This window comes from Paraoerskovia marina DSM 21750, assembly GCF_000701465.1.
Classification (GTDB): Bacteria; Actinomycetota; Actinomycetes; order Actinomycetales; family Cellulomonadaceae; genus Paraoerskovia; species Paraoerskovia marina.
In genome coordinates this window covers 285,919-311,474 of sequence record NZ_JNIY01000003.1, presented here as the reverse complement: position 1 = coordinate 311,474, position 25,556 = coordinate 285,919, and the positions used below count along the sequence as shown (strand labels likewise).

The following is a 25,556-nucleotide window of genomic DNA, read 5'->3' as shown; positions in this document are numbered from 1 at the left end:
TCCTTCAGTCGTTCCACGTCAGGTCAAGCTGGTGATCGAGTGCGCGACGCCACCGCGTCGCAGGCAGCTCGGGACGGAGGGCCGCGAGGCCTGCTCCGAACTTCGAGATCCGTGCCGGCCGGATGCCGCGCGCCCAGAGCACACGGTCGAGGGTTCCGGCCTGGGACCCGCTCTTGGTCTCGACGACCGCCACGTCGCCCACCGCGAGGTGAGCTCCGCCGTCGTACCACTCGAGGTGGGTGTCGATGGTGGCGCGGGACGCCGTCTGGGGGAGGAGGAGCGTCATGCGCCGGTACTCCGTGCGCAGGGTCGGCTCGAGGGTTCGCGGGTCGACGGGCAGCGCCCGTGTCATCCGCAGCACCTCGCCGACGAACTCGACACCGGTCCCGAGACTGTCGGGTGCGTGGTCGTGGTCCGTGCGGTGCTTGACCGTGGTCCCCCGCGACCCGCGGGTCTTGACCTCCAGCCGGCACAGGCCCGAGTCGAGGTAGGTCCGCGTGCGGACCTTGAAGCGACGACGACGGCGGTGCGCCGCCGAGCGGAAGCTCGCCAGGTCCGGGGTGTCGAAGTACTGCGAGGCGTACCCGAAGTCGCGCTGTCCGTCGATCTCCAGCACCCGGACACCGGGCTCTGCGGAGAGGAGTCCCCGCAGGATCCCGTCCAGGGCCGGCGTCGGCACGAGGTACTTGCGGTCCACCCGCGTCTGCAGCGCGGCGTGAAGGTCCAGTTCCTCGAGCCCGATCGGGTTCAGCCGGTCCGTCGTCATGGTCGACCTCTGCTCCACCGTCGGCGCGCTCATCGTGCGTTCACCCGTGCGGCAGAACGGCTCTCGGTCCCCGTCTCGGTGCGGCCGGAGGTGCGGCCTGCGCCGACCTCGTACCGGACGTTGACGGTGGTGGTGTCGTTCACCAGGTCGAGGCGCTGGACGGTGATCGAGCGGACGCGACCGCCGAGCAGGTTCTCGAGGTAGGCCGTCTGACCGGTCTCGTCGGGGATCGCCCGGTCGATGACGACGTACTCGTTGCGATACCGACCGAGCAGGGCCGGGCTGTCCGCGAACGCCATCGCCACGACGATCAGGGCCATGAGCGAGACGCTCAGGACCAGACCCGTGCCGGAGGCGCCCAGGCCACCGAGGAGTCCGAGCGCGAGCGCCGCGAAGTAGTAGGCGACCTCGTGCTGCGCGATCTCGGAGGAGCGCAGGCGGATGATCGACAGGACGCCGAAGAGGCCCAGACCGAGACCCGCGCCGACGGTGCTGGATGCCAGCGCGCCGGCCACCGCCAGGACGCCGACGTTCAGGCCGACGTAGGCCGTGACCAGGTCACGGCGACGGTGCCGCGGGAAGTAGAGGCCGAACGTCAGGATAGCGATTGCCACGATGTCGGCCGTGAAAAGAATGATCTGGTCCATCTTTGCCCTCCGGGGATCAGGTGATGTCTCCATTACGAACCCCGGTGCTATGAGACGGCTGTGAGACGCCTGGGCGCGGTGTACGAGTTCGTCCCGCCGGGCCCGGTCGCCCCTGGGCCGCACCTGATGCGGGGGCGCATACTGGACAGATGGCACACGGTCGTTCACTCGGAACCTGCGGCGCGCTCCTCGCCGCCCTCGTCCTGGCGGGCTGCGGGTCGACGCCCGCGGTGAGCCTGCAGTCAGAGTTTCTCGACGCCGTGGACGCCGCCGGGGAGGGCAGCGGCACCCTGGACCTCGTACCGGTGCTGCACGACGACTGGCAGCGCGTCGTCGTCGCGTGCCCGGGCACCGACGAGGAGGCGATCGCCGCCGCCCTCGAGGTGGAGTCGGTCGACGGTGACCTGCCGGACCTCGGCGACGAGGACACCGGGTGGCTGCTGCTCGTCAACGGGAGCACCGTGACGGACGTGGTCGACGTGCCGCGGGACGAGGCCGACCTGTGCGCGGGCGACGGCGGGCCGGACGTGCTGACGCCGGGCAGTCCAACCATGACGGTCGCGCCCGGGGAGACCGACGGCGCCTGGGTCGTCTCGGCCGACTGACCGACGGCGGCAGCGCGCCCGACCGCGGGGCAGATCAGGACATGCGGTCGTCGCGGTCCTTCAGCTGGGCGAGCATGGCGTTGTACTCGTCCATCTCGATGTCGCCCTCGCGCGCCACCTTGCGGTCGCGTCGTGCGGCCTCGCGCTCGTCGGACCGGTGCCACGAGACCGCGACGGCGACGGCGAGCGCGAGCGTCGGGATCTCACCGATCCCCCACGCGATCCCGCCGCCGCGCTGCTGGTCCTCGATGGCGCTCAGTCCCCACGGACGCCCCATGAGGCCGAACCAGTCGGCCGCGAGGAGGGACTCGCTCATCATCAGGGTGACGCCGAAGAAGGCGTGGAACGCCATGGTAGCGATCAGGAGCAGCAACCGCTGGGGGTACGCGAGCCGCTGGGGGCCGGGGTCGATGCCGATCAGGGCGTTGACGAACAGGTACCCGGCGAGGGTGAAGTGCACGACCATCAGCAGGTGGCCGATGTAGTTCTCCATCGCGAACCCGAACAGCGGCGTGAAGTAGAAGACGATCATCGAGCCGCCGAAGTTCACGGCGGCGACGAGCGGGTTGGCCATGAAGTGCCCGAACCGGGAGTTCACGAGGCCGAGCACCCACTCCCGCGGGCCCTTCGTGCCGTCGTCCCGGCCGGGGACCGCCCGCAGCAGGAGCGTGACGGGCGCGGCCAGCACCAGGAAGATCGGCACGATCATCGCCAGCGTCATGTGCTGGATCATGTGCGAGCTGAACATGATGTGGCCGTACTGGGCGGCACCGCCGTTGGTGCTCCAGAGGAACACCACCATACCGAGGCACCACGAGACGGTGCGGGTCGCCGGCCAGCTGTCGCCGCGGCGTCGGAGGCGCCACACCCACCGCAGGTAGACGCTCAGGCCGGCGCCGACGACGAACAACCAGATCAGGTCCGGCTCGAACCCGAAGACCCACTGCCCGAGCGTCGGCTCGGGCGGCAGCTCGTGGCCCGTCAGGAGCCACGCGGGCGACGGGTCCTCGACGACTTCCTCCGGCACGGGAGGCGCGGAGGAGCCGAGCGCGACCGCGACGCCGGAGACCGCCCCCATGATGAGCAGCTCGACGGACGCCATCCGCCAGAAGAGCCGCGTGACGGCACGCTCGGCCTCCCGGGACGGGCGGGCGGCGCCGCCCTCGGCCACGCCCTTGCCCGTGGCACGACGGCGGCGCGGTGCCACCTCGGCCAGGGCCCGCAGCTTGCGGACGACGACCTCGCGGTGGGCGTACCCGATGGCGCCCAGCGCGACGGCGAGGAGCACCTTGACGATGAGAAGCTGCCCGTACGGGGTCGCCAGGTCACCGAGGCTCTGCACGCGGATCAGCGCGGCGACGACCCCCGAGACCACGACGGCGGTGTAGCACCAGAGCGCGATCGAGGAGTAGCGGTCGACCGCCGTCGCGAAGTCCGACCGGCCGACCGACCCACGGATCCGTCCGGCGACGAGGCCCGCGAGCCCCCCGATCCAGATCGCGGCACCGACGAGGTGCAGGAAGAACGCGGAGATGGCGATCTCGTGGTTCGCGGCGCCGGCGGCGTGGCCGGTGCTCGACTGGACCGCGAGCGCCACGAGGGCGACGAGCCCGACGACGAGGGCGCCGTTCGCGGTGCGCACGGCGAGCGCCAGCGCGGACGTGAGGGCCGCGACCGCGATGATCGTCAGGTAGACCCGGCCGAGCGCGATGTCGGTGAGGAAGAGCCCGAACTCGGGCCCGAACTCGTCGGAGCCGATCTGGGTGCCGGAGACCGCGGCGTAGCGCAGCACGGTCTGGACGACGGCGAGCACCGCCCAGACGCCGGCTGCGGCCCCGGCGAGGTTGAGCCCGCGCCGCAGGGGCGCCCCGGGGCGCAGGACGAACGCACCGAGGGTGAGCGACCCGATGGCGACGGACGCGGACAGCTCGGTGAGGACGACGCTCACGGGCAGCAGGTACCGGGTGACGGTGCCCGGGTCGACGATCACGGCGTCGTACGCACTGGTCCAGATCCCCGCGAGCAGGGTGGCGGCGACGGCGACGACGACGGCGGCAGGGCCGGCGGCGACCAGCCACCACGGGGTGCCGGGGGTGATCAGCGGGTCCGCGGTGCGCGGGCCGGTGGGCGCGGCGCCGCGCGGTTCGCTGCGGGTGGCGGTCGGGGTCACCGCACCAGCGTAGGCGGCACCGGGGCCTCGGTGGCACCGTCGGGTCGCCCCGGAGTGAGGGACGTGTCACGTCCGGCGGCGTCGATCGCGTCGATCGCGTCGACGACGGCGCGCGGGCCCGGCCCTTCGGCTGCCCGTGCGTCGTCGGGGTTGACGAGCGCGCAGCGACTCACGGAGAGGCAGCCGCAGCCGATGCAGCCGTCGAGGTCGTCGCGGAGCTCGTGCAGGACGGCGATCCGCGCGTCGAGCTCGGCGCGCCACGCGGCCGAGAGTCGCCGCCAGTCGGCGGTCGAGGGTGTGCGGTCGGCGGGCAGTGTCGCGAGGGCCTCGCGGATCCGGGCGAGCGGGAGGCCGACGCGCTGCGACATGCGGATGAACGCGACCCGCCGGAGCTGGTCGCGCGCGTACCGGCGCTGGTTGCCCGGGGTGCGCGCGGCCCGGATCAGGCCCTCTCGCTCGTAGAAGTGCAGGGTGGAGACGGTCACGCCGCTGCGGGCGGACATCTCCGAGACGCTCAGCCCCTCGCTCATTCTTTCCGCTCCTCCCGACGACGGTTGACCTCAACCACACTTGAGGTTACAGACTTCTCGGCATGCCCTCCCTGACCTCCCGCGGCCGCGCGACGACGCTCGTCGGCCTCGTCACGATCGTCGCCCTGGGCGCGTTCGAGACGCTCGCCGTCGCCACGGCGATGCCCGCCGTCGCCGCCGACCTGGACGGGCTGCGCTTCTACGGCCTGACCTTCGCCGCGACGATCGCGGCGAGCGTCGTCAGCATGGTCGCCGCCGGTCCGCTGACCGACCGCAGGGGGCCGGCCGTGGTGCTCCTCGGCGGTGTCGGTCTCTTCGCCGCCGGGCTCCTCGTCGCCGGCTCCGCACCGACCATCGGCGCCTTCCTCGCCGGGCGCGTTCTGCAGGGGCTGGGCAGCGGGGCGTACATCGTGGCCGTCTACGTGGTCGTCGCCCGGACCTACGACCACGCCGAACGCCCCCGGGTCTTCGCCTGGTTCTCCGCGGCCTGGGTGGTCCCTGCGCTCGTCGGGCCGGCCGTCGCGGGCCTGATCGTGGAGCACGCCGGATGGCGGTGGGTCTACTGGGGCGTCGCGGTCGTCCTCGTCCCGGCCGTCCTCATGGTCGCGCCGTCCCTGCGCCGGGACGGCGGCCCCACGGGCACGCCCGGCCCGGTGGACCCTGAGGACCGGCGCCGCGTGGTGCTCGCGGTCGTGGCGGCCTGCGGGGTCGGGGCGCTGCACCTCGCCGCGGGGTCGAGCGGTGCCGGCGCCGTGGTGCTCGGCGTCGTCGGCGCGGCCGCCGTGCTCCTGACGGTCGCCGCGATCCTGCCCGCCGGGACGTTCCGCGCCGCACGCGGGATCCCGACCGCCGTCGGGATCAACGCGCTGACCAGCACCGCGTTCCTGACCGCCGAGTCCGTCCTGCCCCTGCTCCTGGTCACCCACCACGGCCTCAGCGCCGCCACGGCCGGGCTCGCCCTGACGTTCGCCGCCGTCGGCTGGTCGTCGGCCTCCTGGTTCCGCGGCCACAACCCGTTCGACGTGGGCGCGGTCGGGTTCCTGCGCGCGGGGGCCCTGGCCCTCGTGATCGGGATCGGCGGGGCGGCGACCCTGACGATCCCGGCCGTGCCGTCGGCCGTCGGGATGGCTGCCTGGGCCGTCACGGGCATCGGCATGGGGCTGACGAGCCCGACCCTCTCGGTGCTCGTGCTCGATCTCGCGGAGCCGGGGAGGCAGGGGGCGGCCGCGTCCGCGCTCCAGACCGGCAACGCGGTCGTGGCAGCGCCGGCGCTCGCCGTCGTCGGCGCCGCCGTGTGGATGCTCCGCGACGCCGGGACCTGGGGGTTCGTCGTCGTCTTCGCCCTCGCGACCGCCTGTGCGGCGGCGGCGTTCGTGCTGGCGCCGCGGGCCGCCGCCGGGCCGGGACCGGACCTCGACGGAGGGCCGGGAGACGGACCGCCCGGAGACTACGCGCCGAGCGCAGCCACGCCGTCGGCGTAGCGGTCCAGCACGATGTCGGTCAGCAGCGGGTCCGGGGCAAGGGCGTCCGTGACCACGTCCGCCCCGGCGTCGGCGAGCTTGTCCAGGAACACCCCGGGAGCGAGCAGGTAGGCGGCGATCACGACGCGTGTCGCCCCGGCCTCGCGAGCGGCGGCGACCGCCTCCGGGACGGTCGGTGTCGCCTTGGAACCGTACCCGATCGTCACGGGCACCTCGAGCCGTGCGCGCAGACCCTCCGCCACCTCCTCGACCGCCTCGACGGCGCGCGCGTCGGACGACCCGGCCGCGCCGAGCACCACGGCGTCGCCGGGCAGCAGGCCGACCGACGCCAGGCGCGCCCGAAGGATCTCGACGAGCCGGGGGTCGGGGCCCAGCGCGCCCGTGCGCACCGCGTCCGCCGTCGCCGCGTCGTGATCCGCGACGGCCTCGGTGACGTCGACGTAGACGTGAAAGCCCGCGGAGAGCAGCAGCGGGACGACGACGGCGTCCTGCGGCTCCGCCGTCGGGTCCCCCACCGCGCCGGGTGCGCCGGGTTCGACGACCCCGGCGAGGACGTCGGGCAGCTGCGGGTGCTGGACGTCGACGTACGTCTCGCGCACGTCCAGGTCCGGGCGGCGGGCGCGCACGTCGTCGAGCAGGGCGGTGACGGCCGCCTGCCCGTCCGGACTGTCCGTGCCGTGGGAGCAGCCGACGAGGACGGCGGGGTTGCGCGGGCTGGTCGTCATGCCCACGAACCTACCGCGTACGCCAGTCGTCGACGGCGACGTGCATCGCGTGGAGGTAACGGTGGATCTCGGCGGGCTCGGCCCCGGCGCGCATCACCACGTGCAGACCGAGCAGGTAGGTGGTGAGCAGGTCCGTGCGGGCCGTGACGACGTCACCCTCGGCCTCCGGGCAGCCCTGGCGGACCAGGGCCTCGATCTGCTCGCGCATCTGCTCGCGGTAGTCGACCGAGAAGTCGTATCCCGGCAGCCTCCCGCGCAATTCGTTGGAGGCCATCACCATCAGGCAGCCGTCGCGACCCTGCTCGGAGACGGCGTCGACCTCGAACAGGTCGAGGAAGCGATGGACCCCCTCGATCCCGGGGCCCGCCTCGGCGACGAGCGTCCCGAACATCGCCATCCGCTCGGCGAGGTACCGCCGCAGCACCGTGGCGAAGAGCTCTTCCTTGCTCCCGAACGTGCGGTAGAGGCTGGGCTTGTGGACACCGCTCGCCTCGACGATGTCGGAGATCGAGGTCTGCGAGTAGCCCTGGCGCCAGAAGAGCGCGGTCAGCGACGCGAGGACGGTCTCCTCGTCGAAGAGTCTCGGGCGCCCGATCGGAGCCTTCGCTGACGTGCTCATCCCCCGATCCTACGCGGACAAGCGCTGTTTGTAACTCATCGGTAGCAAACTCCGCCTGAGTTTAGTAACGTTCGGTATAGAACGAACGCACGACGGGTCCGCCCCGCGGGCCCGACACCGAGAGGAGCACCGATGACCGACTTCACGATGCACGACGAGTCCACCGCCCCCGAGGAGTCCAAGCCCCTGCTCGCCAGGTCCAAGAAGCAGATGGGGATGATCCCCGGCCTGCACGCGACGATGGCAGAGGCCCCCGGCCTCCTCGAGGCCTACCAGGACGCTCACCGGCTCTTCCTCGACACCAGCTTCGACAAGGACGAGCTCACCGTCGTTTGGCAGACGGTCAACGTCGAGCACTCGTGCCACTACTGCGTCCCGGCACACACCGGCATCGCCAAGTCGATGAAGGTCGACGACGCGATCAGCGACGCCCTGCGTGACGGAACCCCGCTGCCCACCGACCACCTCGAGGCACTGCGCACCTTCACGCTCGCGATGGTGCGCGAGCGGGGCGAGGTCGACGACGCCACCGTCCAGACCTTCCTGGACGCCGGCTACACCCGCCGCCAGGTGCTCGAGGTGGTCCTCGGCATCGCGCAGAAGGTGATGTCGAACTACACCAACCACCTCGCGCAGACGCCGATCGACCCCGCGTCGGAGAAGTACGCCTGGAGCGGCACGCTCTGACCCGCGCGTAGCAGCACGACCCGACCGGAGGACCCGGTGCGGACGCTCAGCTCCAGACGAGCGCCTGCGCCGGGTCCTCCAGCACGCGCGCGACGTCGGCCAGCACGCGGGAGCCCAGCTCCCCGTCGACGAGCCGGTGGTCCATGCTCAGTGCGAGCTGGGTGACCCAGCGCTTCTTGATCTTCCCCTTGTGCACCCACGGCTGCTCGCGGATCGCGCCGAACGCGAGGATCGCCGCCTCGCCCGGGTTGAGGATCGGCGTCCCCGTGTCGATGCCGAAGACCCCGACGTTCGTGATCGTGATGGTCCCGTCCTGCATCGCCGCGGGCGTCGTCCGGCCGGACCGCGCCGTCGCGGTGAGCTCCCCGAGCCCGGTCGCGAGCTCCTTGAGATCCATCGCGTGCGCGTCCTTGATGTTCGGCACCACGAGGCCGCGCGGCGTCGCCGCCGCGATCCCCAGGTTCACGTAGTGCTTGTAGACGATCTCCTGCGCGTCCTCGTCCCAGCTCGCGTTCACCTCGGGGTGCCGGTCGACCGAGATCAGCAGCGCCTTGGCGGCAAGCAGCAGCGGGGTGATCCGCACGTCCGCGAACTCACGGTCCTCACGCAGTCGCCGCACCAGCTTCATCGTCTTGGTGACGTCGACGGTGGCGAACACGGTCACGTGCGGCGCCGTGAACGCGCTGTGCACCATCGCCTCCGCCGTCCGCTTGCGCACCGACCGCACCGGCACGCGCGTCTGCCGACCGTCCTGGGTGACGCCCGCGGCGTCGGCCCACGGCTCGTCGTCGTAGGCCGCGAGGTGCTGCGCCTCGGTGCGCTCGTGGTGCACCACCAGGTCCTCGCGGGTGACGATCCCGCCCGGACCGGTCGGGTGCACCGTGGTCAGGTCGATCCCGAGATCCTTGGCGAGCTTGCGCACGGGGGGCTTTGCGAGGGTGCGCGGGTGCGAGGACGAGGCCGTCGCGCTCGCGGGCTCGGCCGACGGCGCGGGCTCAGACTTCTGCTGGACGGTCTGGGCCGCGGAGCCCGCGCCACGCCGGGTGCGACGACCTGAGACGGCTGCCGTGCCGTACCCGACGAGCACGGCGCCACTCCCGGACGACTCTTGCCCACCCGACGCCGCGACGTCGGCCGACGGTGCTGAAGAGGCCCCCGACACCGGCTCTGCAGCCGCAGGGGCGGACGGTTCTGCCGGGGCCTCGCCGTCCGGGTCGGTGTCGATCACGATGATCGGGGCGCCGACGTCGACGGTGGTGCCCTCGGCGACCAGCACCTCGTGCACACGCCCCGTCCAGGGTGTCGGCAGGTCGACCAGCGACTTGGCGGTCTCGATCTCGAGGATGATGTCGTTGACCGTGACGTCGTCGCCCACGGCGACGTGCCACTGCACGATCTCGGCCTCGGTCAGGCCCTCGCCGGCGTCGGGCAGGAGAAAGGTCTCGTAGGTGGGCACGGGCTGCTCCTGGTCGTCGCCGCGTCAGAACGCGAGGGTTCGCTCGACAGCATCCAGGATGCGGTCGACGCTCGGAAGGTGGTCGTGCTCGATCTTCGCGACCGGATAGGGCGTGTGGAAGCCCGCCACGCGGAGAACGGGCGCCTCGAGGTGGTAGAAGCACTGCTCGCTCACCTGGGCGGCGACCTCGGCCCCCGCGCCGAAGTACGACGACGCCTCGTGCACGACGACGCAGCGACCGGTCCGGCGGACGCTCTCGACCACCGTCCGGACGTCGAGCGGCGAGACCGTCCGCAGGTCCACGACCTCCAGGTTGCGCCCCTCCGCCGCGGCGGCCTCGGCCGCCTTGAGCGTGACGTGCGTGGCCGGTCCGTACGTCACGAGCGTGGCGTCGGTGCCCGACCGGGCGACCCGCGCGGAGTCCAGCATGGCGGCGTCCGTCAGCGACAGGTCGACCTCGCCCTTGTCCCAGTACCGCGCCTTCGGCTCGAAGAACAGCACCGGGTCGGGCGACGCGATGGCCTCCCGCATCATCGTGTACGCGTCCTGCGGCGTGGACGGCGAGACGACGCGCAGCCCGGCGGTGTGGGCGAACAACGCCTCGGGGCTCTCCGAGTGGTGCTCGATCGCTCCGATGCCGCCACCGAACGGGATCCGGATGACGACGGGCATGGTGATGCGCCCGGCGGACCGGTTATGGATCTTCGCCAGCTGCGTCGTGATCTGGTCGTACGCCGGGAAGACGAACCCGTCGAACTGGATCTCGCAGACCGGGCGGTACCCGCGCATCGCGAGCCCGATCGCCGTGCCGACGATCCCCGACTCCGCGAGCGGCGAGTCCACCACGCGCGTCTCGCCGAAGTCCTTCTGCAGGCCGTCGGTCACGCGGAACACCCCGCCAAGCGCACCGATGTCCTCACCCATCAGCATCACCTGCGGGTCGGTCTCCAACGAGGCCCGCAGCGCCTCGTTGACCGCCTTGCCGAGCGTCATCCTCGTCGTGCTCATCGGGCTGCCTCCTCGAACGACGCCTCGTACTGCGCGTGCCACTCCCGCTCGGCCGTCACGACCGCGTTCTCGCTGGCGTACGCGTGGTCGAACATCGACTCCGGCGCCGGGGCCTCCATCGCCCGCACGTCCGCCCGCAGGGTCTCGCCGAGCTCGTCGCCGGCAGCGGTGACGGCCGCGGCGAACGCGTCGTCCCAGCCACCCTCACGCTCCAGCAGCAGCCTGACACGGTCGATCGGGTCCCGCTCGCGCCAGTAGTCCTCCTGCGCCCGGGAGCGGTACCGGGTGGGGTCGTCCGACGTCGTGTGCGCACCCATCCGGTACGTGTAGGCCTCGACGAAAGTCGGCCCCCCTCCGGACCGGGCACGCTCGAGCGCCTCCGACATCACCGCGTGGCTGGCGAGGGCGTCGTTGCCGTCCACCCGCACGCTCGGGATCCCGAAGCCGAGACCGCGCTGGTAGAGCGGCACGCGGGTCTGGCGGGCGGTGGGCTCCGAGATCGCCCACTGGTTGTTCTGGCAGAGGAACACGACCGGCGCGTTGTTCACTGCCGCAAAGACGAGCGCCTCGTTGATGTCTCCCTGCGACGTCGCGCCGTCCCCGAAGCACGCGACGACCGCCGTGTCGCGGGTGCTGTCGCCGGTCCCGACGAGCCCGTCGCGCTGCACGCCCATCGCGTAGCCGGTCGCGTGCAGCGCGTGCGAGCCGATCACCAGCGTGTACAGGTGGAAGTTGTGCTCCTGTACGTCCCATCCGCCGTGATCGATACCGCGGAACTGCCGCAGGAGGTTCGACATCCGCACGCCGCGGACGTGCGCGATGCCGTGCTCGCGGTACGAGGGGAAGACGTAGTCCTGCGTCGCGAGCGCGTGCGCGGCGCCGATCTGCACGCCCTCCTGGCCGAGCGACTGGGGGTAGAGCCCGAGCTCGCCCTGGCGCTGGAGCGAGGTCGCCTCCACGTCGAACCGCCGGACCAGCGACATGTCCTTGTACATGTCGCGCAACGCATCGGTGTCGAGATGCGCCACGCGTGCCGCGTACTCCGGGTGCGTGTCGGTGCGAGCCCCGTCCCGCGTCACGAGACGGACGAGGTCGTCCTCCTCGGCCGCGTCGGGCTCGAATGCCGAATGCTGGTCCACGTCGGTCTCCCTCGTGCTCCTGCGCGTGCGACGGCCCCTCGGTCGGCGCACCTACGGTTCCGTAGGCTACGCCAGCGTAGGCTACGGGTTCGCGAGCGTGACAGGTCTGTCGGTGCCCAACATCACCCGGAGGTCGTTGGAGGTTTCCTCCAAGTCTGTCGTGAGTCGCGCCGATCCGCTCACCCGAGCGGCAGACCCTCCCGCCAGCGTGCCGCGACGGCCACGAGCAGGTCGTTCGCCTCGGGCTCGCCGACGCTGACGCGGATGCCCTCGCCCGCGAACGGACGGACGAGCACACCCGCGGAGGTCGCCTCCGCGGCGTACTCGACCGTGCGCTCGCCGAACTCGAACCAGACGAAGTTGCCCTGGGCGTCCGGCAGCTCCCAGCCCTGGTCCCGCAGCGCCTCGACCATCCGCGTGCGCTCGGAGACGACCGCCTCGACACGCTCGAGCAGCTCGTCCTGGGCGTTGAGCGAGGCCACCGCGGCGTGCTGCGCCAGGTGGTTCACGCCGAACGGCGTCGACGCCGAGCGGATCGCCCGCGCCAGCCGCGGACGCGCGACGGCGTAGCCGACCCGCAGCCCCGCGAGCCCGTACGCCTTGGAGAACGTCCGGACGAGGACCACGTTCGCGTGCGCCGCGTAGGCCGCCGGACCGTCGGCGACCTCGGGGTCGCGGACGAACTCCACGTACGCCTCGTCGAGCACGACGAGGACGTCGGACGGGACCTGGGCCATGAACGCGTCGAACTCGGCCTGGCGGACCACCGGGCCGGTCGGGTTGTTGGGGCTGCACACCAGGACGGCGCGCGTGCGCGGGGTGATCGCCGCAGCCATCGCCGGCAGGTCGAGCCGTCCGGTGGCCGTCACCGGCACCTGGACGGAGACGCCGCCCACGACGGGCACCACGATCGGGTACGCCTCGAACGACCGCCACGGCATCACCACCTCGTCCCCCTCGGCGACGACGGCGGCCAGCACGTGCTGCAGAACCGCGACCGACCCGTTGCCGACGACGACGTTCTCCGCCGTGACCCCGCCGCCGACGTGCTCGGCGACCGCGTCCAGCAGGTCCAGCGCGAACATGTCCGGGTACCGGTTGACGTCCGCCGCCGCGTCGCTGATCGCCATCAGCACGGACGGCAGCGGCGGGTACGGGTTCTCGTTGGAGGTCAGCTTGAACGCCGCCGCCCCGGCGGGGACACGCGCCCCGGGGACGTAGGCGGGCAGGGCGTCGATGGCGGGGCGCACGGGCACACGGGGTGAACTCACCCGATCAGGATGCCACGCACGGGCCGGATCCCGACCACGCGCACAGACCGCTCTGGTTTGATGGGCGCATGAACTTCATCGTCCGCGTCCTCGTCACGGCGCTCGCGCTGTGGCTGACGAGCCTGGTCCTCGACGACCACCTCTTCATCGTCGGCGGCGACTCGGCAGGCGCCACCATCGTGATCCTGCTCGCCGTCTCCCTGCTGTTCACCCTGGTCAACTCGATCGTCAAGCCGATCCTGCAGTTCATCTCGATCCCGCTGTACATCCTCACGCTCGGGCTCTTCCACCTCGTGATCAACGCCCTGATGCTGATGCTGACAGCGTGGATCACCGAGGCGACGGAGTGGGGAATCCGGCTCGAGGGCGGGTTCTGGTGGGCCGTGTGGATCGCGCTGATCCTCGCCGTCGTCAACGCGGTCATCAACGCCGTGGTCCCGGGCGACCAGAGCCGCTGACCCCGTTCCTCCCGCGACCCGTCACGGAGCCGTCCCCGGCTCCCGTGGCGGGTCGCGTGGTTCGTCCGTGGGCTCAGCGGGGTGCTCCTCCTGGACGAGTCGGCTCTCGATCACGGTCTGGCCCACGAGGTCGGCGTCGAGGAAGTCCTCGATCTCGGCGTCGACCGTCCTGAGCGCGACGCTCGTCTCGTCGTCCCGCCGCCCGTCGGCCAGGGCCGCCTCGAGCGCTGCCGCGTGATACCCGACGCCGTGGGGAATGACGTCCGACGCCGCACCCACCGTCAGGTCGGCGGTGCCACCCACCGTCACCCGCCCCGGGGTCGCCGGGTTCCGCCGCCCGTCGAGCGCGGTGACGATCTCGCCCGGCACCTCGACGTGGAGGGACCGCACCCGCTCCGGGAGCCGGTGCCCGGCCACCGGCGACCCCGCGGTCACCAGCCGCGTCACGCGCGGGTCGGACGCCGCGACGACGGCGGCTGCGAGCCCTCCCTGGGAGTGCCCGACGAGCATCACGTCGTCCTGCGGGCCGACCCCGGCGCGATCCATCGCCTCACGGATCACGACCACGCTGTCCGCCGACTCTCGCTCCGCCGCGTCGGCGGACATGAGCTCGAAGTTCTGGTGCCACCCGAAGGTGGACGCGGAGTACGTGTTGGTGCCGGGCACCGAGACGAGCCACCGCGACGACCCGCCGGCCGCGCGCAGCTCCTGGACCACGACCAGGGACGCACCGCGCTGCTCCTCCGAGACCCCCTGGACACCGTGCAGCGCCTCCACGGCCGTGCGGGGCGCCGGCAGCACGTCACGCTCGACGACCTCGACCCGAGGGTCGTCCGCATAGGCGCGGCGGCGGCGCCCGGTCACGCGTGCGAGCGAGTCCGCGACCGAGCCGACGGCGCCGCCGACCGAGCCGCCCGCACCGAAGATCGCGGCGAGTCCTCCCGGCAGCCCCGGGACGTGCGGACCGGCGACGGTGAGCGCCAGGCTGCCGACGAACGGCTCGTGCACGGGCGCCGTCCAGACCATCGCCGAGCGCAGGTCGACCGCGAGCCCGGCGTCGGCGGCCTCGAACTCGCCGGCAGCCGCGTCGGCGTCACCCGCCAACGCGGCGAGGTCGTCCGCGAGGAGTCGCACCAGGCCGGTCGCGGCCTCGACGTCACCGGCAACCTGGGCGGCGCGGACGGCGAGGAAGGGTTCGTCCCAGGCGCCCAGCCCGCCCCACGGCGTCGACCGGAGGCTCACGGCGGCGGTGACGAGCGGCGCGACCATGCCGTCGACCGTCGCAGCCAGGTCTCGCACACGGTCGGCGTCGGAACGGATCCGGCACGTGTCGACGAGCAGGTCGCTCACCCGACCTCCAGGCCCCGTGCCCGGGCGGCCAGCGCGTCGACGGCGGCGGCGAGCGCTCGCGCCCGGGCCGCGAGCGCCGTCGTCTCGTCACGGCACGCCGTACCCGACCGCCCCTCCCAGCCGCCGGCGCCACCGACGCCGTCGAGACTCGATGCGACGTCGGCGAGGCCGAGCGCGACGGCGGCCAGTGCCGCGGAGGGGACCGCGGCCCCCGAGAAGTCGTCCATGCCCGCCGACGCTAGGACCTCCGTCGTGCGCCCGACGCCCCGGCGTCACGGGTCGGTGGACACGTCCCGCGGCGGGGTGGCTGTGGACGGAGGGAGCGCCCGAGGATCCCGACGAGCGCCGGTCAGGTGCGCGTCGGTCGACGCGCGGCGAGGTACGGCCCGGTGACGCTGCGGGGATCGGCGGCGACCTGCGCGGGCGTCCCTGTCGCGACCACCGAGCCCCCGCGGTCGCCGCCCCCGGGACCGAGGTCGATCACGCGGTCGGCCGAGGCGATCGCGTCGAGGTCGTGCTCGACCACCACGACGGTGTTGCCGGCGTCGACGAGCGCGTGGAGCTGGCGCATCAGGAGGGCGACGTCGGCCGGGTGCAGCCCGGAGGTCGGCTCGTCGAGGAGGTAGAGCGTGTGGCCGCGCCGGGCGCGCTGCAGCTCGGTGGCGATCTTGATGCGCTGTGCCTCCCCGCCGCTGAGCTCCGTGGCGGGCTGTCCCAGCCGCAGGTATCCGAGACCCACGTCCCGGAGGGTCTGGAGGCTGCGCGCGGCTCCGGGAACGCCGGCGAAGAACTCCGCGGCGTCGTCCACCGAGAGGGCGAGGACCTCGGCGACGTTCTTGCCGTTCCAGGACACCTCCAGCGTCTGGGGGTTGTAGCGGGCGCCGTCGCAGGTGGGGCACGGGCCGTAGGTGCCGGGCAGGAAGAGCAGCTCGACCTCGACGAACCCCTCGCCCTGGCACGTGGGGCACCGCCCGGCCTCGACGTTGAAGGAGAACCGGCCGGGCGCCCAGCCGCGCGCCCTGGCCTCGTCCGTGTCCGCGAAGAGGCGGCGGACGACGTCGAACATCCCCGTGTACGTGGCGAGGGTCGAGCGCGGGGTACGCCCGATGGGACGCTGGTCGACGCGGACCAGGCGGCTGAACGCCTCCAGCCCGCCGACGTCCGCGACCTGCACCTCAAGCGGATCCTCGTCGTCCTGCGGGCTCGCACCGAGGGCACGACGCACGACCTCGGCGAGCACCTGGCTGACCAGCGTCGACTTCCCGGAGCCGGAGACGCCCGTGACCGCGGTCAGGACGCCGAGCGGTACGTCGACCGACAGGTCGTGCAGGTTGTGCCGCGAGACACCGGTGAGCCGGAGCCAGTCGTCGGGCCTCCGCGGCTCACGCGCGGGCGCCTCCGCACGCCCGAACAGGTGCCGGCCGGTGAGCGACTCCTCGACCTGCTCCAGACCCGCCACCGGGCCGCTGTAGAGGACGCGCCCGCCACCGGCCCCCGCGCCCGGACCGATGTCGACGACCCAGTCGGCCCGGCGCACCACGTCCATGTCGTGCTCGACGACGAAGAGGGAGTTGCCGGACGCCTTGAGCCGGTCCAGGACGTCGAGGAGCGGCGCGGCGTCGGCGGGGTGCAGGCCGGCGGACGGCTCGTCGAGGACGTAGACGACGCCGAAGAGACCGGACCTCAGCTGCGTGGCGATCCTGAGTCGCTGCGCCTCCCCCGGCGAGAGGGTGGTCGAGCGCCGCCCGAGGCTCAGGTACCCGAGCCCGAGGCCGAGCAGCACGTCGATCCGCGCGAGCAGGTCGGCCGAGATCCGGACGGCCACCTCGGTCGTCTCGCCGGACGACGCCGCGGAGACACCCGAGGTGACGGCGGTCTGCTCGGCAAGCGGGCGCAGGAGGTCGGCGACCTCGGAGAGGGCCATCGCGTTGACGGCGGCGATCGTCCGACCCGCGACCGTCACGTCCAGCGCGTCGGCCCGCAGACCGCTCCCCTCGCAGGCGGTGCACGCCGCGCTCTCGGTGAACCGGAGCGCCTTGTCCCGCATCGTCTGGCTCTTCGAGTCCGTCAGCACGTGCATGACGTGCCTGCGAGCGCTCGTGAACCTCCCCTTGTACCCGCGGTCGAGCCGGTCGTTCTTCGACTCGACGAAGACCGTCGGCTGCTCCTCGGTGAACAGGATCCACTCACGGTCCTCGGGGCTCAGGGTGTGCCACGGCACGTCGACGTCGACGCCCAGGCCCGTCAGGACGCGTCGCAGGTTCGACCCCTGCCAGGCTCCGGGCCACGCCGCGACGGCCCCCTCACGGATGCTCAGGGTCGGGTCCGGGACCATCAGGTCGACCGTGACGTCGTGCACCGTGCCCAGCCCGTCGCACCGGGGACAGGCCCCGACGGCGGTGTTGGGCGAGAACGCCTCGGCGCCCAGGCGTACCGCTCCCGCGGGGTACGTGCCGGCACGGGAGTAGAGCATCCGCACGAGGTTCGAGAGCGTCGTGATGGTGCCGACGGTCGAGCGCGAGCTCGGCGCCCCGCGCCGCTGCTGGAGAGCGACCGCGGGCGGCAGCCCCGTGATCTCGGTGACGTGCGGGGCACCGACCTGCTGCAGCAGACGGCGGGCGTACGGCGCGACCGACTCGAAGTACCGACGCTGCGCCTCCGCGTACAGCGTGCCGAACGCCAGCGACGACTTGCCGGAGCCCGAGACCCCCGTGAACGCGACGAGCGCGTCACGCGGGACGTCCACGTCCACGCCGCGCAGGTTGTTCTCCGTCGCGCCTCGTACCTGAACGAACCCTGGTCTTCCGGCGTCTACCACCGCTCCAACGTATCCGACGCCGTCCTCGGCCCACCCCGGCACCACGTCCGGCAGACGGACTGCCGAAGGACCGCGCCGTCGTGGGAGAATCGGCGCCGTGGCCGACAACACTGCGCAGACACCGACCGCCCGCACGTCCCTCGCCGACGTCTCCCCCGCGATCGCCCTGGGGCCGCTCGACGGCCGCTACCGCGGCGCCGTCGCGCCTCTCGTGGACCACCTCAGCGAGGCCGCGCTCAACCGCGAGCGCCTGCACGTCGAGGTCGAGTGGCTGATCACGCTGTGCGACGGCGTCGAGGGCGTCACGGACGGGCCCGTCGTTCCCGGCGCTCCCGGGCTGAGCGACGCCGAGCGCGCGTACCTGCGTGCGATCGTCACGGACTTCGACGCCGACGGGATCGCCGAGCTCAAGGAGATCGAGCGCACGACGGTGCACGACGTCAAGGCCGTCGAGTACTTCATCAAGCGCCGCCTGGTCGCCGCGCCCGACGCCCTCGGCGAGACGGTGCTGCCTGGGGTGGGCGAGCTCGTCCACTTCGCGTGCACGAGCGAGGACGTCAACAACCTCAGCTATGCGCTGATGGTCCAGGGCGCCGTCGTGAACGTCTGGCTGCCCGCCGCCACGGCGCTCGCCGACCAGGTCGCGGACATGGGGCGCGAGCACGCCGCCGTCCCGCTGCTCAGCCGCACGCACGGCCAGCCCGCGACGCCGTCGACCATCGGCAAGGAGCTGGCCGTCCTCGCGCACCGCCTGCGCCGCCAGCTGCGCCGGATCGCCGGCGCCGAGTACCTGGGCAAGCTCAACGGCGCGACCGGGACGTACGGCGCCCACGTCGTCGCCGTCCCGGGCGTGGACTGGCCCGCGGTCTCGCGGGCGTTCGTCGAGGGCCTGGGCCTGACGTGGAACCCGCTGACCACGCAGATCGAGTCCCACGACTGGCAGGCAGAGGTCTACTCCGACGTCGCGCGCTTCAACCGGATCCTGCACAACCTCGCCACCGACGTGTGGACCTACATCTCCCTCGGGTTCTTCACGCAGATCCCCGTCGCGGGCGCCACCGGTTCGTCGACCATGCCGCACAAGGTCAACCCGATCCGGTTCGAGAACGCCGAGGCCAACCTCGAGATCAGCTGCTCGCTGCTCGACACCCTCGCCGCGACGCTCGTCACCAGCCGCCTGCAGCGCGACCTCACCGACTCGACCACGCAGCGCAACATCGGCCCCGCGTTCGGGCACTCCCAGCTCGCGATCGACAACGTCTCGCGCGGCCTGACGGCGCTCGCGGTCAACGAGGCCCTGCTCGCCGAGGACCTCGACGCCAACTGGGAGGTGCTCGGCGAGCCGATCCAGTCGGCGATGCGCGCGGCCTCCGTCGCGGGCGTCCCGGGCATGGAGAACCCGTACGAGCGCCTCAAGGACCTCACCCGCGGGCACCGTCTGACCGGCGCCGAGATGCGGGAGTTCGTCGGGGGCCTCGGGCTGCCCGACGACGTCACCGCGCGCCTGCAGGCGCTCACCCCCGGTGCGTACACCGGGATCGCGGCCCGGCTCGTCGAGGAGTACCTCGACTGACCTGCTTCGTGATGCCGGGTGTGCCTGCGCCCTCTAGCGTCGTCCTCACCCCAGCCGAAGGTGCGCCATGATCGAGTCCTACCCCGTCCTGACGCTGCTGCCCCCCGTGGTGGCGATCGTCCTGGTCGTGCTCACCAAGAAGGTCCTCGTCAGCCTCGGCGCAGGCGTGGTCACGGCGGCGTTCCTCGTCGCCGACGGGAACGTCCCGGAGACGCTGCGGCTGATCTGGGAGTCGTTCGCCGCGATCTTCTGGGCCGACGGCGCCGTCAACACCTGGTACGTGTACATCCTCGCGTTCGTCCTGATGCTCGGCGTCATCGCCGCGTTCATCATGATGTCGGGCGGCACGACGGCGTTCGCGGACTGGGCCGTCAAGCGCATCCACACCCGGCGCGGGGCACAGTTCCTGCCCGCGATCATGGGCATCGTCATCTTCATCGACGACTACTTCAACGCGCTCGCCGTCGGACAGGTCTCCAAACCGGTGACGGACCGGCACAACGTCTCGCGGGCCAAGCTCGCCTACATCATCGACTCGACGTCGGCCCCCGTCGCCGTGCTCGCACCGTTCTCCAGCTGGGGTGCGTACATCATGGGGCTCCTCGCCCCGATCATCGCCGCCTCGACCCTGACCATGTCGAGCGTCCAGGCGTTCCTCGGCGCCGCGGCGTCGAACTACTACGCGATCGCGGCGGCCCTGACGGTCTGGATCGTCATCGTGTTCCGCATCGACCTGCCGCCCATGCGGCGCGAGGAGGAGCGGGCCGTCACCGAGGGACGGCCGTTCGCCGAGTCCGCCGAGATCCCCGGCGAGCTCTCCGAGGACCTGCCGGTCCACCGGCCCGGGGCCAAGCGTGCGCTCGTCGTGCCGTTCCTGCTGCTGGTGGTCGGCGTGATCGGCGGCATCGTCTGGACGGGCCACACGGCCTCTGGCTCCTGGTCGGCGGTCGACATCCTGGCCGAGACCGACACCACCGCCGCCCTGATGGCCGGCGGGATCCTCGGGCTCGGAGCCTCGATCTTCTACTTCGTGCGGTACACCCGACCCAACCCGTCGTTCTCCGGCGGAGAGTTCGGGCGGGGCTGGGCCGAGGGCATCCGGTCCATGGCCCCCGCCGTCGGCATCCTCGTCTCCGCCTGGATGCTCACCGGCCTGATCGAACAGCTCGGCACCGGCGAGTACCTCGGCGGGCTCGTCGAGGACTCCTCGGTCGGCGCCGGCTGGCTCGTCCCCCTCACGTTCGTGATCGCCGCCGTCATGGCCTTCGCCACCGGGACGTCCTGGGGCTCGTTCGCCCTGCTCCTGCCCTTGGTCGGCGGGATCATGAACACCGTCGGCGAGCCCGACCTGCTCATCCCCGCCCTCGGCGCCGTCCTCGCCGGCGCGGTGCTCGGCGACCACGCCTCCCCGATCTCGGACACCACGATCCTGTCGTCCACCGGGGCGAGCTGTCACGTGATCACGCACGTCCTGACGCAGATCCCCTACGCCGTCGGGGCGGCGCTCGCGGCGCTGTCCGGATACGTCGCGATCGCGCTCGGGGCGAACGTCGGCGTCGGGCTCGTCGTGGTGCTCGTCGTCCTGGCGGCGCTCACGGTGGTCGCCCGGCTCGTCAGCCCGCCGATCGACGAGGCGGTCGGCGCGGCAGCCGAATGACCTGGCGTTCGCGCACGACGTCGCTACGGCCGTGACGACGACAGGTACTTGGTGTAGAGATACCCCGCCTTCCCCGAGGCCTCGGCCCTGATCCAGCCGTTCGACGCCGTGCCGATCGGCCGCACCGCCTTCGCGTACGGCAGGGTGATCACCGGTGAGTACCGGGTCGACGGGCCCGAGCGCATCGGCATCTGGTCGAGGGTGACGTACGCGTACTCAGGGCTTCGTCGGAGGTAGTTCCGGTAGAGGTAGCCGGTCTTCCCACCGGCGGTCACCTTGACCCACGAGCCGCTCCCCGGCGCCTCGACGAGCCGGACGGTCGTGTTCTCGGCGAGCCGCGCGAGCACCGCCGTCGACGTGGACGGACCCGCTCGGAAGTTGAGGTTGTCGACGGCGACGAAGCGGTACGGCGACCCCGTGATCGACGTCGACGTCGACAGGTAGGTGGCATACACGTAGCCGGTCTTTCCTGCGGCTCGTACCTTGACCCAGCCGTCGCTCACCGTGCCGAGCAGGGCGACCGACGTGTTCTTGCTCAACGACCCGATGATCGCCGAGGACGTGCTCGGCCCCGCCCGAAAGTTCAACGACGAGATCCGCACGTACCGCGTCCCGATCGGCGTCTCGGAGGGAGACACGTAGTCCTTGTGCATCCACCCGGTCCGACCGTTCGCCGTGACCTTGCGCCAGGACCCGGATCCGTCGCCCGGCTTCGCGGTCAGCCGGGTGTTCGTCCCCAGCGTCGCGATGACGGCGTACGCGGTGCTCGGTCCGGTCCGGAAGTTCACCTTCGTCGTCGTGTAGTACGTGCACGACGACGGAACCGTCCGCGCGTAGTTGCGCGACGACAGGGTCGTCAGGTCGATCCCGCGCGCCTTGAGGAACGGCAGCGGGTCGGTGACCGTACCGCCGCTCCCGTACCGCCCCTTCCAGATCTCGAGGTGCAGGTGCGGTGCGGTCGACGTCCCCGAGCTACCGACGTCCGCGATGTGCTGGCCCTTGGAGACCTTCTGGCCCACGCGGACCCGGGAGTCGCCGTCGATCACGTGACCGTAGACCGAGGCGAACTTCACGCCGTCGACCGTGTGGTCGATCACCACCCACTGCCCGAACCCGGCGATCGCGCCTGCGCGTGTCACCGTCCCTGCGGCCACCGCCCGCACGTCCGTCCCCGACGCAGCACCCATGTCCTGGCCGGCGTGGGACGTCGAGGCACCCTTGACCGGCATGCACCGCGGCCCGTAGTAGGACGAGAGCACGTAGGTCTTGTTCGGGAGGGGAGCCGCGACGGTGGTCGCCGCCGCAGCGGGGCCTGCCAGCGCCACGCCCACCACGTTGGGGACGAGCGCCAGGGCCACAGCCAGCAAGAGAGCGACGAGTCGGCGACGGGGAACACTCATGACGGAAACCTCAAGACGTGGATGCGGAGCGACACTGCTCCCTCGGCAGGCTAAGCCGCGACCGCGTCCGTCGCGCGTCAGAGCCGGTCGATGCGGCGCAGGATCGCGCCCTCCCGGAGCGCCCACGGGCAGATCTCGACCTCGTCGACGCCGAGCGCCTTCATCGTCTCGACCGCGACGACGGCGCCCCCGACGATCTGATACGTGCGCTCGGGGGTGATCCCGGGGAGCATCGCGCGGCCGTCCGGGTCGAGCCGTGCCAGCCGCGGCACCCAGTCGGCGAGCTGCGAGCGCCGCATCCGCCACCTCTCGTCGGGCCCGACCGCGTCGACGAGCATGCCCGAGAGCCGCGCGAGGGAGCGGAACGTCTTTGACGTCGCCACGACGTGGTCCGGGGGCGGGCAGGCCGCGAACTCCGCGACGACCGGGGCCAGCACGTCGCGGACGTGCTGCTTGAGGCCTTTGAGCTGGTCGCCCGTCGGTGGGTCGTCGTGCAGGAAGTCCATCGTCGTCCGGCCGGCGCCCAGCTGGACGGAGTGCACAAGGTCTGGCTCCTCGTCGACGCCGCAGGCGATCTCCAGCGACCCGCCGCCGATGTCGAGCACGAGGATGCGTCCCGCGCCCCAGCCGTGCCACCGGCGCGCGGCCAGGAACGTCAGGCGCGCCTCCTCGGTGCCGGCCAGCACCTGGACGGGCACCCCGGTGAGGTTCCCGACGGCGGCCAGCACCTCGGGGCCGTTCGCCGCCTCGCGCAGCGCCGAGGTCGCCATCGGCATCAGCTCGTCGACGCCTGCGGCCCGGGCCTGTGCGACCGAGTGCTCGACCGCGGAGAGCAGCGCGTCCACCCCCGCGTCGGAGATCGACCCGTCGGGCTGGAGATAGCGCATCAGGCGCACGACGGTGCGCTCCCCGCCGAACGGCACGGGGCGGGCACCCGGCGCGACGTCCATGACCGCCAGGTGCACGGTGTTGGAGCCGATGTCGAGGACGCCGAGGCGGAGGTGGTCTGCACTGATCACGCCGTCACCGTACGCGACGCGCAGTGCCGCCGCGGTAGCGTCGTGCATGTGCTGAGCATGCTACTTTCATGTGATGAGCATGCTCCAGGTGCGGAACCTCCCTCCGGACCTCCACGAGGCCCTGGCCGAACGGGCGCGCGCCGAGGGCGTCTCGATGTCCGAGTACGTGACACGCCTGCTGCGGCGGGACCTCGCGCGCCCGACGATGCGCGAGTGGGCCGCGCGCGTGGCAGCGGCTCCCGCGACGGTGCCGGCGTTCGACCTGCACCGCACGCTGGACGACGTCCGGGTCGAGTACAGCCCGGCCGCGGCACCGGACCAGGCACCGGCCGACACGGCTCCGTCGGCATGAGGCGTGCCGTCGTCGACGCAAGCGTCGCCGTGGACGCGCTCCTCCCCTCACCGCACCAGGCCGGGGCTCTGGCGCACCTCACGGAGACGGACCCGCTCGCCCCGGCGCTGATCGACACCGAGGTGCTCTCCGCGGTCGCCCGGCTCGAACGCGCGGGGGTGCTGCACGGCTCACAGGCGGATGCCGCGGTCGCGGCCTGGACCGACGCGCCCGTCGAGCGGGTCCCGACGGAACAGCTCACCGGGCGAATCTGGGCGCTGCGTCACGCCGTCCGGGTCGCCGACGCCCACTACGTGGCGCTCGCACTCGCACTCGACGTCCCGCTCCTCACCAGCGACGGCCGGCTCGCGCGGGCCCCTGTCCCGGGACTGGCGGTGCTGTACGTGCCGCGGGCCTGACCTCCGCACCCTACGGTCAGCGCGCGAGGTCCTCGAGCACCCGCTCGACGGTGATCTGCTCGGGCGGCACTCCGTCGCGCACCGACATCCGCACGCGGACGATCGCCCGGTGCAGGAGAGTCGCGGCGAACCGCCGCAGGGAGCGCTCGTGCGCGGCGCGGTCGGCGTCCGAGCTGAAGGTCGCGGCGCTGCGCCGGATCTCCGCCTCGAGGTCGGCGTCGATCCGCTCACGCAGGCGGACGATCACGCCATCGGCACCGCGGACGGCCTCCCGCGCGGCGAAGTCCTCCACGGCGGCACCGACGATCCGGTGCGCGGACCGCACCCGCGCGCTCGCCTCGCTCGGCGCGTGCGCGCGGACCGCGGCGAGGTCGAGCAGGAGCACGTCGGCCTCGTCGGCGATCGCCGGGTCGACGTCGCGGTGCAACGCCAGGTCCAGGACCACGAGCCCGCGGGCGTCGGCGTCGTCACCGGCGACGGCTGCCGCCCGGGTCCGGGCCTGCACGACTGCGGCCGCGTGGACGAGGTAGCTGACCGACGCGCCGGTGTCGCCCGGGCCGGGGCCGCGGCGCGAGGTCCCGGAGCAGGAGATCACCACGTCGGCGTCCGCGAGCGCCGAGACGAGGTCGGTGGCGGCCTCGACACCGCGTGCGGCCGCGAACTCGGGGGCGCGTCCGGAGGCCGACCAGACCCGCACGTCCGCGCACCCGCGCGCCCGGAGCGCCGCGACGGATGCCCCGGCATACGCACCGGTGCCGACGATCACGGCACGGGCCACGCGCCACGGCGGCACGGACGGCTCGGCGAGGTCGAGCGCCACGGAAACGACAGAACGCCCGTCGGCGCCGAGGTGGGTCTGGGCGGCGACGTCCTTCGACGCGCGGCTGGCCGACTGGAAGAGGCGTTCGAGCGGGCCCGAGGTGGTTCCGGCGTCGTGCGCGACGGCGAGGGCTCGGCGCACCTGCCCGGCGATCTCGCGCTCGCCCAGGACCATCGAGTCGAGGCCGGAGGCCACGTCGAACAGGTGGGTGACGACGTCGTGCCCGGTCCGCACGGTGAACGCGCCGACGGTCTCGTCGAGCGTCACGCCGGACGCCTGGGCCACGAGCTGCGCGACCTCGCGGGCAGCATGTTCTGCGGCGAGGTCGGTGATCCGCCCGCCACCGGCCAGGTGCTGGCCGGTCAGGTCCAGGTACACCTCGAACCGGTTGCAGGTCGAGATCACGACCGCACCGGAGATCGCTTCGCACGAGCGGACCGCCGACCCTGCCACGCAATGCCCTCCGGACGAGAGGAGTTCGAGGGCGTCGAGATCGAGGTCGTGGTGGCTCGCCGTCATCGACATCAGCACCACAGTGCTTCGATTACACCATTCGCCACGATCAACGGCAGAATCGCTTGTGTGAGTCTTCCCGAGCGCCACCCCC

At 72.4% G+C, this 25,556-nt stretch carries 24 protein-coding genes; 8 read left to right on the top strand and 16 right to left on the bottom strand.

All coding sequences use genetic code 11. The annotated features are described in order from the left end of the window. Positions 1-4: 4 nt before the first annotated feature. On the bottom strand, positions 5-799 hold the full coding sequence (locus Q343_RS0101570; protein ID WP_248616717.1) for a polyphosphate polymerase domain-containing protein: 795 nt from the start codon (positions 797-799) through the stop codon (positions 5-7). Continuing rightward, on the bottom strand, positions 796-1,413 hold the full coding sequence (locus tag Q343_RS0101565) for a DUF4956 domain-containing protein (protein ID WP_029251837.1): 618 nt from the start codon (positions 1,411-1,413) through the stop codon (positions 796-798). Before Q343_RS0101565 ends, Q343_RS0101570 begins: the two co-directional genes overlap by 4 nt. A gap of 149 nt (positions 1,414-1,562) precedes the next feature. Between Q343_RS0101565 and Q343_RS0101560 the strand changes: the two genes are divergently transcribed. Then, positions 1,563-2,018: a hypothetical protein gene (locus Q343_RS0101560; protein WP_029251836.1), complete on the top strand. Its 456-nt coding sequence runs from the start codon at positions 1,563-1,565 to the stop codon at positions 2,016-2,018. Between the two features lie 34 nt (positions 2,019-2,052). Here the strand turns inward: Q343_RS0101560 and Q343_RS0101555 are convergent, their stop codons facing one another. Both Q343_RS0101555 and soxR read right to left on the bottom strand, forming a co-directional pair. Further along, complete coding sequence (locus Q343_RS0101555) at positions 2,053-4,188, bottom strand: bifunctional copper resistance protein CopD/cytochrome c oxidase assembly protein (RefSeq protein WP_029251835.1); 2,136 nt, start codon at positions 4,186-4,188, stop codon at positions 2,053-2,055. Next, positions 4,185-4,718: a redox-sensitive transcriptional activator SoxR gene (gene soxR, locus Q343_RS0101550; protein ID WP_081829552.1), complete on the bottom strand. Its 534-nt coding sequence runs from the start codon at positions 4,716-4,718 to the stop codon at positions 4,185-4,187. Before soxR ends, Q343_RS0101555 begins: the two co-directional genes overlap by 4 nt. Before the next feature lie 62 nt (positions 4,719-4,780). Here soxR and Q343_RS0101545 point away from each other — a divergent pair, with 62 nt between their 5' ends. After that, a complete protein-coding gene (locus Q343_RS0101545) occupies positions 4,781-6,199 on the top strand; it encodes an MFS transporter (RefSeq protein ID WP_052366761.1) in 1,419 nt (472 codons plus the stop codon). Here the strand turns inward: Q343_RS0101545 and Q343_RS0101540 are convergent. Next, positions 6,166-6,924 (bottom strand): sirohydrochlorin chelatase, encoded by a 759-nt coding sequence (locus Q343_RS0101540; RefSeq protein WP_029251832.1) that lies wholly within the window; start codon positions 6,922-6,924, stop codon positions 6,166-6,168. The genes Q343_RS0101545 and Q343_RS0101540 overlap by 34 nt on opposite strands. 10 nt (positions 6,925-6,934) lie before the next feature. Further along, positions 6,935-7,543 (bottom strand): TetR/AcrR family transcriptional regulator, encoded by a 609-nt coding sequence (locus Q343_RS0101535; RefSeq protein ID WP_029251831.1) that lies wholly within the window; start codon positions 7,541-7,543, stop codon positions 6,935-6,937. 132 nt (positions 7,544-7,675) lie between these two features. On the opposite strand from Q343_RS0101535, the gene Q343_RS0101530 reads away from it, so the two are divergent. Beyond that, positions 7,676-8,230, top strand: coding sequence for a carboxymuconolactone decarboxylase family protein (locus Q343_RS0101530; RefSeq protein WP_029251830.1), 555 nt, complete (start codon positions 7,676-7,678; stop codon positions 8,228-8,230). A 46-nt stretch (positions 8,231-8,276) separates the two neighbouring features. On the opposite strand, the gene Q343_RS0101525 is transcribed toward Q343_RS0101530, so the two are convergent. The 4 genes from Q343_RS0101525 to hisC form a co-directional block, all read right to left on the bottom strand. After that, positions 8,277-9,686: a dihydrolipoamide acetyltransferase family protein gene (locus Q343_RS0101525; protein ID WP_029251829.1), complete on the bottom strand. Its 1,410-nt coding sequence runs from the start codon at positions 9,684-9,686 to the stop codon at positions 8,277-8,279. A gap of 24 nt (positions 9,687-9,710) precedes the next feature. Beyond that, positions 9,711-10,694 (bottom strand): alpha-ketoacid dehydrogenase subunit beta, encoded by a 984-nt coding sequence (locus tag Q343_RS0101520; RefSeq protein WP_029251828.1) that lies wholly within the window; start codon positions 10,692-10,694, stop codon positions 9,711-9,713. After that, positions 10,691-11,833 (bottom strand): pyruvate dehydrogenase (acetyl-transferring) E1 component subunit alpha, encoded by a 1,143-nt coding sequence (gene pdhA / locus Q343_RS0101515; protein WP_043109124.1) that lies wholly within the window; start codon positions 11,831-11,833, stop codon positions 10,691-10,693. Before pdhA ends, Q343_RS0101520 begins: the two co-directional genes overlap by 4 nt. A 179-nt stretch (positions 11,834-12,012) precedes the next feature. After that, positions 12,013-13,104, bottom strand: coding sequence for a histidinol-phosphate transaminase (gene hisC, locus Q343_RS0101510; protein WP_029251826.1), 1,092 nt, complete (start codon positions 13,102-13,104; stop codon positions 12,013-12,015). A 68-nt stretch (positions 13,105-13,172) separates the two neighbouring features. Here hisC and Q343_RS0101505 point away from each other — a divergent pair, with 68 nt between their 5' ends. Beyond that, positions 13,173-13,562: a phage holin family protein gene (locus Q343_RS0101505; RefSeq protein ID WP_029251825.1), complete on the top strand. Its 390-nt coding sequence runs from the start codon at positions 13,173-13,175 to the stop codon at positions 13,560-13,562. A 21-nt stretch (positions 13,563-13,583) separates the two neighbouring features. Here Q343_RS0101505 and Q343_RS14340 read toward each other — a convergent pair whose 3' ends face one another. The 3 genes from Q343_RS14340 to uvrA all read right to left on the bottom strand — a co-directional run bounded on the left by Q343_RS14340 (position 13,584) and on the right by uvrA (position 17,730). Continuing rightward, entirely contained in the window at positions 13,584-14,912 is a 1,329-nt protein-coding gene (locus tag Q343_RS14340; RefSeq protein ID WP_029251824.1) for a hypothetical protein, read from the bottom strand. Next, positions 14,909-15,139 carry a hypothetical protein gene (locus Q343_RS0101495; RefSeq protein ID WP_029251823.1) on the bottom strand — a complete coding sequence of 77 codons (231 nt, stop codon included), beginning with the start codon at positions 15,137-15,139 and terminating at the stop codon, positions 14,909-14,911. Before Q343_RS0101495 ends, Q343_RS14340 begins: the two co-directional genes overlap by 4 nt. 122 nt (positions 15,140-15,261) lie before the next feature. Continuing rightward, complete coding sequence (gene uvrA, locus Q343_RS0101490; protein ID WP_029251822.1) at positions 15,262-17,730, bottom strand: excinuclease ABC subunit UvrA; 2,469 nt, start codon at positions 17,728-17,730, stop codon at positions 15,262-15,264. A 97-nt stretch (positions 17,731-17,827) separates the two neighbouring features. Between uvrA and purB the strand changes: the two genes are divergently transcribed. Both purB and Q343_RS0101480 read left to right on the top strand, forming a co-directional pair. Next, entirely contained in the window at positions 17,828-19,303 is a 1,476-nt protein-coding gene (gene purB / locus Q343_RS0101485) for an adenylosuccinate lyase (RefSeq protein WP_029251821.1), read from the top strand. A gap of 67 nt (positions 19,304-19,370) precedes the next feature. Next, on the top strand, positions 19,371-20,960 hold the full coding sequence (locus Q343_RS0101480; protein WP_029251820.1) for a Na+/H+ antiporter NhaC family protein: 1,590 nt from the start codon (positions 19,371-19,373) through the stop codon (positions 20,958-20,960). A 23-nt stretch (positions 20,961-20,983) separates the two neighbouring features. Here Q343_RS0101480 and Q343_RS14335 read toward each other — a convergent pair whose 3' ends face one another. Then, positions 20,984-22,360: an SH3 domain-containing protein gene (locus Q343_RS14335; RefSeq protein WP_081829550.1), complete on the bottom strand. Its 1,377-nt coding sequence runs from the start codon at positions 22,358-22,360 to the stop codon at positions 20,984-20,986. Positions 22,361-22,437: 77 nt separating this feature from the next. Next, positions 22,438-23,427, bottom strand: coding sequence for a Ppx/GppA phosphatase family protein (locus Q343_RS0101465; RefSeq protein ID WP_081829549.1), 990 nt, complete (start codon positions 23,425-23,427; stop codon positions 22,438-22,440). Positions 23,428-23,452: 25 nt separating this feature from the next. Between Q343_RS0101465 and Q343_RS0101460 the strand changes: the two genes are divergently transcribed. Both Q343_RS0101460 and Q343_RS0101455 read left to right on the top strand, forming a co-directional pair. Continuing rightward, positions 23,453-23,731, top strand: a complete 279-nt coding sequence (locus tag Q343_RS0101460) for a FitA-like ribbon-helix-helix domain-containing protein (protein WP_052366759.1) — start codon at positions 23,453-23,455, stop codon at positions 23,729-23,731. Then, positions 23,728-24,129 (top strand): type II toxin-antitoxin system VapC family toxin, encoded by a 402-nt coding sequence (locus tag Q343_RS0101455; RefSeq protein ID WP_029251817.1) that lies wholly within the window; start codon positions 23,728-23,730, stop codon positions 24,127-24,129. Before Q343_RS0101460 ends, Q343_RS0101455 begins: the two co-directional genes overlap by 4 nt. Positions 24,130-24,145: 16 nt before the next feature. On the opposite strand, the gene Q343_RS0101450 is transcribed toward Q343_RS0101455, so the two are convergent. Then, positions 24,146-25,474: a glutamyl-tRNA reductase gene (locus tag Q343_RS0101450; RefSeq protein ID WP_155990590.1), complete on the bottom strand. Its 1,329-nt coding sequence runs from the start codon at positions 25,472-25,474 to the stop codon at positions 24,146-24,148. Between the last annotated feature and the right edge of the window lie 82 nt (positions 25,475-25,556).

Coding starts and splice junctions, on each gene's coding strand:
- Q343_RS0101570 (WP_248616717.1), bottom strand. CDS start 799: ATGAGCGCGCCGACGGTGGAGCAGAGGTCGACCATGACGACGGACCGG.
- Q343_RS0101565 (WP_029251837.1), bottom strand. CDS start 1,413: ATGGACCAGATCATTCTTTTCACGGCCGACATCGTGGCAATCGCTATC.
- Q343_RS0101560 (WP_029251836.1), top strand. CDS start 1,563: ATGGCACACGGTCGTTCACTCGGAACCTGCGGCGCGCTCCTCGCCGCC.
- soxR (WP_081829552.1), bottom strand. CDS start 4,718: ATGAGCGAGGGGCTGAGCGTCTCGGAGATGTCCGCCCGCAGCGGCGTG.
- Q343_RS0101545 (WP_052366761.1), top strand. CDS start 4,781: ATGCCCTCCCTGACCTCCCGCGGCCGCGCGACGACGCTCGTCGGCCTC.
- Q343_RS0101540 (WP_029251832.1), bottom strand. CDS start 6,924: ATGACGACCAGCCCGCGCAACCCCGCCGTCCTCGTCGGCTGCTCCCAC.
- Q343_RS0101535 (WP_029251831.1), bottom strand. CDS start 7,543: ATGAGCACGTCAGCGAAGGCTCCGATCGGGCGCCCGAGACTCTTCGAC.
- Q343_RS0101530 (WP_029251830.1), top strand. CDS start 7,676: ATGACCGACTTCACGATGCACGACGAGTCCACCGCCCCCGAGGAGTCC.
- Q343_RS0101520 (WP_029251828.1), bottom strand. CDS start 10,694: ATGAGCACGACGAGGATGACGCTCGGCAAGGCGGTCAACGAGGCGCTG.
- Q343_RS0101505 (WP_029251825.1), top strand. CDS start 13,173: ATGAACTTCATCGTCCGCGTCCTCGTCACGGCGCTCGCGCTGTGGCTG.
- Q343_RS0101495 (WP_029251823.1), bottom strand. CDS start 15,139: ATGGACGACTTCTCGGGGGCCGCGGTCCCCTCCGCGGCACTGGCCGCC.
- Q343_RS0101480 (WP_029251820.1), top strand. CDS start 19,371: ATGATCGAGTCCTACCCCGTCCTGACGCTGCTGCCCCCCGTGGTGGCG.
- Q343_RS14335 (WP_081829550.1), bottom strand. CDS start 22,360: ATGAGTGTTCCCCGTCGCCGACTCGTCGCTCTCTTGCTGGCTGTGGCC.
- Q343_RS0101465 (WP_081829549.1), bottom strand. CDS start 23,427: ATGCACGACGCTACCGCGGCGGCACTGCGCGTCGCGTACGGTGACGGC.
- Q343_RS0101460 (WP_052366759.1), top strand. CDS start 23,453: ATGAGCATGCTCCAGGTGCGGAACCTCCCTCCGGACCTCCACGAGGCC.
- Q343_RS0101455 (WP_029251817.1), top strand. CDS start 23,728: ATGAGGCGTGCCGTCGTCGACGCAAGCGTCGCCGTGGACGCGCTCCTC.
- Q343_RS0101450 (WP_155990590.1), bottom strand. CDS start 25,474: ATGTCGATGACGGCGAGCCACCACGACCTCGATCTCGACGCCCTCGAA.